Origin of the sequence: Bradyrhizobium sp., from assembly GCF_035570375.1 — a bacterium.
In the GTDB taxonomy this organism is placed as follows: domain Bacteria; phylum Pseudomonadota; class Alphaproteobacteria; order Rhizobiales; family Xanthobacteraceae; genus Bradyrhizobium.
Window position 1 is genome coordinate 1 of the sequence record NZ_DATMLW010000203.1, and the last position, 8845, is coordinate 8845.

At 59.3% G+C, this 8845-nt stretch carries 8 protein-coding genes; 5 read left to right on the forward strand and 3 right to left on the reverse strand.

Annotation, left to right across the window (positions count from 1 at the left end):
• Positions 1-876: 876 nt before the first annotated feature.
• Both VNX23_RS22300 and VNX23_RS22305 read right to left on the reverse strand, forming a co-directional pair.
• Positions 877-1140 (reverse strand): hypothetical protein, encoded by a 264-nt coding sequence (locus VNX23_RS22300; RefSeq protein ID WP_325633642.1) that lies wholly within the window; start codon positions 1138-1140, stop codon positions 877-879.
• Positions 1141-1837: 697 nt separating this feature from the next.
• Positions 1838-2032 carry a hypothetical protein gene (locus VNX23_RS22305; RefSeq protein WP_325633644.1) on the reverse strand — a complete coding sequence of 65 codons (195 nt, stop codon included), beginning with the start codon at positions 2030-2032 and terminating at the stop codon, positions 1838-1840.
• Between the two features lie 285 nt (positions 2033-2317).
• Here VNX23_RS22305 and VNX23_RS22310 point away from each other — a divergent pair, with 285 nt between their 5' ends.
• The 3 genes from VNX23_RS22310 to VNX23_RS22320 all read left to right on the forward strand — a co-directional run bounded on the left by VNX23_RS22310 (position 2318) and on the right by VNX23_RS22320 (position 4692).
• Positions 2318-2668, forward strand: a complete 351-nt coding sequence (locus VNX23_RS22310; protein ID WP_325633646.1) for a hypothetical protein — start codon at positions 2318-2320, stop codon at positions 2666-2668.
• Between the two features lie 681 nt (positions 2669-3349).
• The gene (locus tag VNX23_RS22315) at positions 3350-4339 is read left to right on the forward strand and encodes a site-specific integrase (protein WP_325633648.1); all 990 of its coding nucleotides are present in this window, start codon (positions 3350-3352) and stop codon (positions 4337-4339) included.
• Between the two features lie 113 nt (positions 4340-4452).
• Positions 4453-4692, forward strand: coding sequence for a hypothetical protein (locus VNX23_RS22320; protein ID WP_325633650.1), 240 nt, complete (start codon positions 4453-4455; stop codon positions 4690-4692).
• Between the two features lie 15 nt (positions 4693-4707).
• On the opposite strand, the gene lpxD is transcribed toward VNX23_RS22320, so the two are convergent.
• The gene (lpxD, locus tag VNX23_RS22325) at positions 4708-5781 is read right to left on the reverse strand and encodes a UDP-3-O-(3-hydroxymyristoyl)glucosamine N-acyltransferase (protein ID WP_325633652.1); all 1074 of its coding nucleotides are present in this window, start codon (positions 5779-5781) and stop codon (positions 4708-4710) included.
• Between the two features lie 238 nt (positions 5782-6019).
• Here lpxD and VNX23_RS22330 point away from each other — a divergent pair, with 238 nt between their 5' ends.
• A complete protein-coding gene (locus VNX23_RS22330) occupies positions 6020-8203 on the forward strand; it encodes a carboxypeptidase regulatory-like domain-containing protein (RefSeq protein ID WP_325633654.1) in 2184 nt (727 codons plus the stop codon).
• 105 nt (positions 8204-8308) lie between these two features.
• Complete coding sequence (locus VNX23_RS22335; RefSeq protein ID WP_325633656.1) at positions 8309-8755, forward strand: hypothetical protein; 447 nt, start codon at positions 8309-8311, stop codon at positions 8753-8755.
• Positions 8756-8845 lie beyond the last annotated feature (90 nt).

Consider the following 8845-nt stretch of genomic DNA (forward strand, 5'->3'; position numbering starts at 1 on the left):
CAAACCTCACGTTGTCCTCCTGCCCACGACTGGAGTCAGCTTGACGCAAAGGTGCGACGGATCAAGTCAGAACCAGGAGTAATGCACGATGTTCACAAGCCCGACCGCGTCACCGGAACGCCGATGATCGGACGCTTGGCCATTTCAGCATTTGCGCGCCAAGCGCGACAGCAAGTTGACGTACCTCACTGCCTGGATCGCCTCTTTCGTGCGCTTACCGTGCCGATAATTCCCGTTCTGCTTTCCGGTCGGTGCGCCGCCCCGGCCCATTGCATTCGACAGAACCGACAGCCACGTACCGCGGCGTCGTGCGGAGGATACAGTTGTTGAGGGCCGATGTCTCGGTTGATTAAGTGCAACCGCGCGCGCTGGCCGCATGCCGTGCAACACCACTTACTTTCACCACGAATCGTTTCAGGGTGTTTTCGACAAGCAACCAAAATGGCTTCGGGATTATTTCGTTGCCGCGTCGGCAATGAAATCAGCTCACGAAGCTGCGAGAAATTGCGAGATGTGATGAACATCAACGACAACCTTCCAACGCTGCTGTAGATCGGTTTGCGTCGCCAAGGTTGGCTCTAGAACTACTGGAAAGTCCCTTCGCGATCACTGTCACCCGACAACCTAGCTCTATCAAGGCCCAACTCGCCGCTGGGACATCCTCTTGACGCTGGGCGCGTCGGCGGGCGGATTCAATCGTTGCAAGGAAAGGAGGTGTAATGGAGAACGGCGTTGAAGGGGGACCACGCGAGCCGTTGGTCGCTGCCGCGTCCCCTATTTGTCCGAAATGCAAAGCCTACTTCCATTTCACGGAAACGATCTTGGATGTTCGCCGGAATTTAACCGTTCGGTTTTTTCGATGCGAATGCGGACAGGTCATCTGGGACGAAAGACCAGCATAGGCGCACCAATGGCGCCCGGCTTGTCCCAGTGAAAATCTGGTCTGATGTCCGCTCCGCGCCTGCCGCAAACTGTACAGACGAAACGCGGCTCAAGATCGGACAGCCTTATGTGATCCGGCCAAGGATCGGCGTTGGCGGTGATCGAATCGCTGCATGTGTAATCTGAGCAATAGATCAGAACACCGCGAACGCCGGATTCGCGCATCTCGCCAAACGTGATTTTCTGGGGACTCTGCATGCCCGATGATTCCGCCGATCAGGCCGGGAGGAAAGCCGCTGGGGTTTGTGCGTCGCCATGTTGCTGGCTCTAGCTGGCGCTGTAGGCCTCAAGGGCATGTGCGAGAAAAATGCTTTCTGTTGCCGCAAGGGCGCTGACGTTAGGCCGCATCCCGATTTTGGCAGGCGCTCGGTCGGCTACTGATGTTCTCTTTGTCTTCGAGCCTCGAGAGTACCTCTAGCAGCCATTGGGCATATATCGGGTGGCGACCCTCGCAAATCTGTTTGGCTATAGTCTCGATCTGCTCGCCGATGCGGATATGAATAGCTTTCCTAAATTCTTCAGCATTCATGGTCCCCTCCGGTATGCGAGCACGCAGCCGTGCAGGAGTGGGGCCGCCCCGCGCTGAAATTAGAGCGGCCCCTGCCAACTGCTTGAAATTGCCCTGCCCCTTCGGACAGCAGCTGTAGTCGGCAAGCTATAGGTACGCTGAGGCCCCAAGCTGTCTGTCCGAAAGGTAACAGTTCGCGAGGGACGTGCCGATCCTTTAACGTGGGTTAGCTTCCTTGAACTCCAGTACCGACTCCGGGAGAAACCGAGCTGGCAAAACTGCGCGCCTTGGTCTCGATGGGCTATGCGCGAGGGAGGTTGCTGCCGCGGGATCGGAAGGATTGGTATGTTTGATGTAGACCATGGGCCTCTGTGATTTGCTGACGCGTTACTCAATCCAGAACCAGTGACCGTGCATCAAGTCGGTTTGACTACTGGAGGCCCTAACCCGCATCAAACGCTCGCGTGCCTCGCTCATCTTGCGCGCCTCGCGCCTATGGCGCAGAGAGATCATCGCACGAATGCCATAGCCCGACATGAAGCCGACGCAACAGCAAAGGAAGAGCAAAAGCGTTTGCTCCATATTCCCTCCCCTCCCACTCCTCGCAAACGGGGCAAGTCAACGCGCACCGTTATACGCAGCCGAGGTTTACGCCCTATTTAGAAGCAGCCTCGGGCCAGGAGGCTCGCGCGCATTCAGACTACTTCCTTTGCCCTCCCGGAAACGGCGCAATCACGACAACATTGCCCAGCCAAGCTGGGCCTCCCGCGGTCGCTCCTGCCCGTGGGGACGCGACGGTACTGAAGGCACCGGTGCTTCCTTGGCTGCCGGGGCCGTTTTTCCGGGTCGCCGATACAGAGATGCGCCATGCCTGACACTGAAGGCGTTCCTAGCACGTCCGCCGCGACCGCAGAATCCGCAGCGCCGGCCGACAACATCATCAATTTTACATCGACGAATATCGCCTTCAATGTCGGTCGCGCTTTGGATGAGGTTATGGAGGCTTATGACAAGCGCCGCGGGATGCTCGCCGTCGCTTTCAAGATTGCAAATCTTTCCTCGGCGCAGCTGAAAGCTAGCTTCGCGCGGGCCACGCCCGAGAGCATAGAGGCGCTGTCGGACCTTCTCTGGAAAGACACGGAGGCGTTCATCGCCCTGACCGAAATGCTCCTGGATGTTCGGGATCGTGTCGAGGCCGCGCGGCGCAACCGGATCTGACGCCGATATACCCCAGAGCACGATGAGCCCGCCGCGTTGGCGGGCTTTGTTTGATCCCGGATCACTTCGCTAGATCGTGATGCCGTTCTCGCGTGTGCATACCCAAAAATGTAGACGCGATGGCGATTTATCCCGGATCAGTTCGCTACATCGTGATGCCGTTCATATACACCTATTTCGCTACATTGTGATCTGTGTCGCCTTTGCACTTGATGCCACATCGGCGCCACTTTGAGGTCCCCCTAACGACGTTGCGGATTCGGTTTTCCGAGGGCAAAACGTGGGGAACGGCTCGGGCATTTCTTGCGGTTCGGGAAAATCGGATAAAATGCACGGACTGAAACGCAGATTCCTCATGCGTCCCGTTTGACTGAAGCAGACCTACCCCCGATTTCCAGGCGGGTTGCGCGAAATCCAATTCCCCTCTTGTCGGGCGGCGGCTTTCGCAAAATGCGAAACCACGATAACGCGCAGTGGCCCTGGAAAGGCCGCCGCTCGACAGGAACCTTACCCGATGTCCCTGCCCGACATTTACCGGCCAATTGAGCTTGCTAAACGCCTAGGCACGTCAGAGCGACGGGTCCGCGCGAAAGCGCGAGAGATCGGCGCATGCATTACCGTTGCCAAGGGCCGAATTGTCCTCACTGGCGATCACGTCAACCGCATCACGGAGTCATTCGAATGTCCCTCACGGTCTACAAAAGGGGCGAAATCTATCACGTCAGGGGCACGGTTGCCGGACGTGTCATACGAGAAACTACGGGAACTGCGCTCAAGGAAGTCGCCGAGCAAATCGCCCACCGCATCGAAGCGCGAGAGTGGAAACGTAGTCTTGATGGACCCCAGGCGGTCCTGAGATTTTCCGATGCCTCTGCCGCCTATCGCAAGGCCGGCAAGCCGACGCGATTTCTCGATCGCATCGAGGACTATTGGAAGGAGACGCTTGTCAAGGACATCACGGCTGGCGGGATCAAGCAATCAGCAATCGAACTCTATCCCAACGCAGGCCCGGCTACCCGCAACCGTCAGGTGATCGTGCCGACGCAAGCGATTATCAATCATTGCGCCGAGCTGGAACTTTGCCCGCTGATCCGGGTGAAACGGTTCAAAGTTGAGACGAAGGAAAAGACGCCGGTCACCTGGGCTTGGGTACTCGCCTTCGCCGCGGCCAACAAGCCGCAGATCAGTGCGCTGGCAATGTTCATGTTCCTGACAGGGGCCCGGATATCGGAAGCCCTCGCAGTTGATTGGCCTGACATCAACCTTCAGAAACGGACGGTGCTCATCAGGCAAACCAAAATCGGAGCAGAACGCACCGCGCATCTACCTCCGCCGTTGTTCATAGCGCTTGCGAATCTTCCTCGCGATCGGAAGCCGTTCAAATATCGCCACAGGGGCTTGCTGGTGCGAGTTTGGCGGAATGCATGCAAACGTGCGGGGGTTGAGGTTTTATCGCCTCACTGCTGCCGCCACGGCTTTGCAACGGCCATGCTGCAGCGGGGCTATGATCCAGTGACAGTTGCCAAGCGCGGCGGTTGGAAAACGGCTCGCCACGTCTTTGAAACATACGGCCACGCACTCGAGGACAAGACCATTACGGACGGTCTGACCAGCACACCACAAGCACAATTTAAAACTCCGATTCAAGAAACCCGCGAAAACAAAGGCTAACTTGCACCTGTTTCTACCCCTGGCGAAGGCCGCAAACTTTTGCAGGCGATTTGCCGGCAAAGATCGCATCGTCTGCTATATGTCGGCCTTGAACGCAAACGAAGCGCGCAGCGGTGTCGAAACAGCATCCCGGTGATGGACCAGCCTCGGGAGAACGGGCGGATCGTGGCCTCGATGAGGAGCCGCGACCGGCTTCGAATCAGGGGCTTGCGATTTTCTTCGCAGCACTCGCGGCCGCGCTTATGCTGGGTTATCTCTTCCTCAACAAGCTTGTCGATATTTCGCGCGAGGAAGACTGCATGCTGTCGCGCGCCAAAAATTGCGCAGCCATCGAATTGCCGTCCAACCGATAATTTCAAGAAACTTCGTCAGCTCTCGTCGGAAGGTTTTGAACGACTTGCCGAACGATCGCCGCCGGGCGCGGCGAGACGGCCGAGCGTGGCGACTTCCCGCATCCACTGCTTGCTTGGCTTCGCCGGATAGCCGCCCCAGGTTTCGCCCGGCGGAACGTCGTGCATGATGCCCGAACGCGCCGCCACCTTCGCTCCGCGCCCGATCGTGACATGCGGCGCCAGACCAACCGAGCCGCCGAGAACGGCGTAATCCTCAAGCGTCACGCTGCCGCTCAGTCCCGACTGCGCCACCACGATGCAATGCCGTCCGATCACGACGTTGTGGCCGATCTGACACGAATTGTCGATCTTGCTTGACTCTCCGATCACGGTATCGCGGATACCGCCGCGATCGATCGTGGTGCCGGCGCCGATCTCGACATCATTCTGAATGATGACGCGGCCGGTCTGCGGAATCTTTTGTTGGGCCGCATCCGTCGTATAACCAAACCCGTCCTGCCCGATGCGGCAGCCGGGATGTATCACGACACGATCGCCGATCAGCGAGTGCATGATGGTGCAGCCGGCGCCGATGGCACAATCGCGACCAATCAGGACATCAGGCCCGATCACGGCGGTCGCGCCGATCATGCTGCCAGCGCCGATTTCGGCACGCGGGCCGATCACGGCACCGGGATCGACCGTGACGTCGCTTTCCAGGCGAGCGGTCGGATGAATTGTTGCGCCTTCGAAAATGCCGGAGGTCTCGAACAGGGAGGTCGGCCGCAGAGATTGCGGATAAAGTTTCCGGTGCACGGCGACGAATGCCCGATAGGGCTCGTTGGTGCGCAAAACGATGAGGCCGGGCGGAGCCTTGCTCTCGAAACGCCGCGGCATCAGGCAGGCGCCGGCGTGTGTGGTTGCGAGGGCGGGAAGATATTTGTTGCTCTCGATGAAAGTGAGGTCGTGCGGCCCGGCCAATTCGGCCGGCGCCACGTCCCTGATCAGGTGCGAAAGCCGCTTGGGATCGGAGGTTTCAGTTCCCGTCAGCGAAATGATCTCGGCCACCGTCAAGCCCGGCGGGCGATCGAAGAAGCGGCTGTTCCCCATTTCCCATCCTTCAATTCCGAGGACATCCTTGATCGCAAAGAGTTGCGGACGACGCAAGCCGGCCGAATCGAACCTCGAGACGATACCCGCTCCCTCGAAACAACGCCCCTCCAGGGCATTAGCGGAGCACGTTGACAGCCATCCGCATTCGTCGGATGTTATTGGAAACAATGCGTCATCTGACATTGTTGCGAAACAGCTGGAACGATTGAAGTTCCACGCTGATTGGGAGCGAAGCATGAATTTTCAACGCTTTTGGCGCGCCGGTCTCGGCGCGATCGCGATTACCTCGTTTGTGATGGCTTGCGCTGGCGCGGCTGACGCGCAGCAGAAGACTGCCGCTTCCGTCGGGCCCGACGCGATCGGCGGCCAGGTCACCGGACCGAACGGGCCGGAGGCAGGCGTCTGGGTCATCGCAGAGACTACCGGTCTTCCGACCAAATTCGCCAAAATGGTCGTCACCAGTGATTCCGGCCAGTTCGTTATCCCGCAATTGCCGGCAGCCAAATACAAGATCTGGTCCCGAGGTTACGGACTCGTCGATTCCGACAAGCAGGACATCGTCCCGGGCAAGACCATCGACCTGATGGCAAAGCCCGCGCCGAACGCCGCAGCGGCGGCGGAGTATTACCCGGGCATGTACTGGTATTCGATGCTCGACATTCCACCCGCAAGCGAGTTTCCGGGTTCGGATAAAAGTCCGACCAAAATGTCGGCCAGTATGAAGACGCAGGCCGACTGGATCGACACGATCAAGAATTCCTGCCAGTCATGCCACGCGCTCGGCAGCAAGAATATTCGTTCTCCACACGTGTCCGAGCTCGGCGAGTTCAAGAATTCGGAAGACATGTGGGAGCGCCGCATGCAATCCGGCCAGGCGATGAACAATATGGCGCTCGGCCTCAACCATCTCGGGCCGACGCGCGCCTACAAGATGTTCGCGGACTGGACCGACCGCATCGCAAAGGGCGAAACACCCTCCGACAAGCCGCAGCGTCCGCAAGGCGTCGAGCGCAATATCGTCATCACGTCCTGGGACTGGGGCACGCCGAAGCTCTATCTGCATGACGAGATTTCGACCGACAAGCGCAACCCGACGGTGAACGCCAACGGCTTGATCTACGGTGCGCCGGAAGAGAGCTCGGATTCCGTTCCGGTGCTGGATCCCATCAAGCACACTGCGACGCTCATCAAGCATCCCTATCGCGATCCCGACACGCCGAGCGCCAAGGACGACCCGATGGGCACGTCGGTGTTCTGGGGCGATGAGCCGATCTGGGACGGCCACACCAGCATCCACAACCCGATGATGGACGAGAAGGGCCGCGTCTGGTTCACGGCGAGAATTCGCCGCGCTCCCAATCCCGCGAGTTGCAAGGCCGGATCCGATCTCGAATCGGCGCAGGTCGCGCCGCTTGCAGAATCGGCGCGCCACCTTTCGGTCTATGACCCGAAGACCGAGAAGTGGACGCTGATCGATACGTGTTTCAACACGCATCATCTGGTGTTCGACCGCGATGCCAACAACACGCTCTGGCTCAGCCAGGGACAGCCCTACAGCGGAGTGGTCGGCTGGCTGAATACGAAGCAGTTCGACGCAACCGGCGACGAGATGAAGTCGCAAGGCTGGACGCCGGTCGTTACCGACGTGAACGGCAGCGGCAAGCGCGAGGATTTCGTCGCCGCGGATCAACCGACCGACCCGGCCAAGGACAAATGGGTGAAGGCGGCGTTCTACGGAATCATGCCGAGCCCGAAGGGCGATGTGATCTGGGGCCAGGCGATGGGCACGGGCTTCTCGCGCAGAGATCAACCGAGCCTGCTGGTCCGCCTGATTCCGGGCAACGATCCTCCCAGGACGGCGCTGGCCGAGATCTTCCAGGCTCCGGAAGGCGCGTTTGGATCACGTGGCGTCGATGTCGATTCCAACGGCGTCGCCTGGACCGTGCTCTCGAGCGGGCACATGGCGAGCTTCGATCGATCCAAGTGCAAGGCGCCGCTCTCGGGACCGGACGCAGCGACCGGCAAGCAATGCGCCGAAGGCTGGACGCTCTACCGGATGCCCGGACCTCAGTTCAAAGGGGTCGATCCAAAGGGCAGCGCCAACCACGCCTATTACATCTGGGTCGACGTCTACAACACGCTTGGCCTGGGCAAGGACGTGCCGATAGCCTCTACCAATGGCGGCGAATCGTTGCTTGCACTGGTAAACGGCAAGTTCGTGGACATTCGAATCCCCTACCCGCTCGGCTTCTTCTCCAAGAACGTCGACGGCCGGATCGATGACCCAAACGGCGGCTGGAAGGGCCGCGGCCTCTGGACGACTTCGGGCACCCGTACCAACTTCCACAGTGAAGGTGGCAAGGGCGTTCTCGCCAAGGTCTTCAAGGTGCAGCTGCGCCCCGATCCCTTGGCGAACTGAGGTTTGAACGAAATCTGACAACACCTCGCAAGACCTCCTTCACTTCGCTGCATCGGCAAATGCAGCGAAGGAAGGCAAACAGCGGGGGCAACCGGAGTTGGCGTGATGCCGTATCGTCACACACAGCCGGGAATCGTGATTCTGGCTGTTTGTCTGGTGATCGGCGTGATCAGCGCCGCGATCGCCTCGCAAACCGAACTGACGCCGATGATCGTCGCGCTGACCATCCTCATCGCCGTCGCTATCATCTTCTACTCGCTTACGGTGGAGATCGGCGACGGCGAACTGCGCTGGCATTTCGGTCCGGGATTGTGGACCTATCGGATTCCGCTCGAAGACATCCGCTCCGTCGGCATCGTGCGTAACCACTGGTGGAACGGATTTGGCATCAGAATGGCGCCGGGTTTTCGGCTTTACAACGTATCGGGTCTCGATGCCGTCGAGCTTCACCTGAAATCCGGCGAGGTCCGCCGCATCGGCACCGACGACCCGCAAGGTCTTGCGGCGGCAATCGAGCAATCCGCGTTCACCAAGCCTCGCCGCTGCCCATGATGCCGCTATCGTCAAGGCCTTTTTTAGCCATGTGATAGTTCTCCCTATGGGGCCGATCGAACCCCAAATGGCGCTGGATTGCGCCGTACA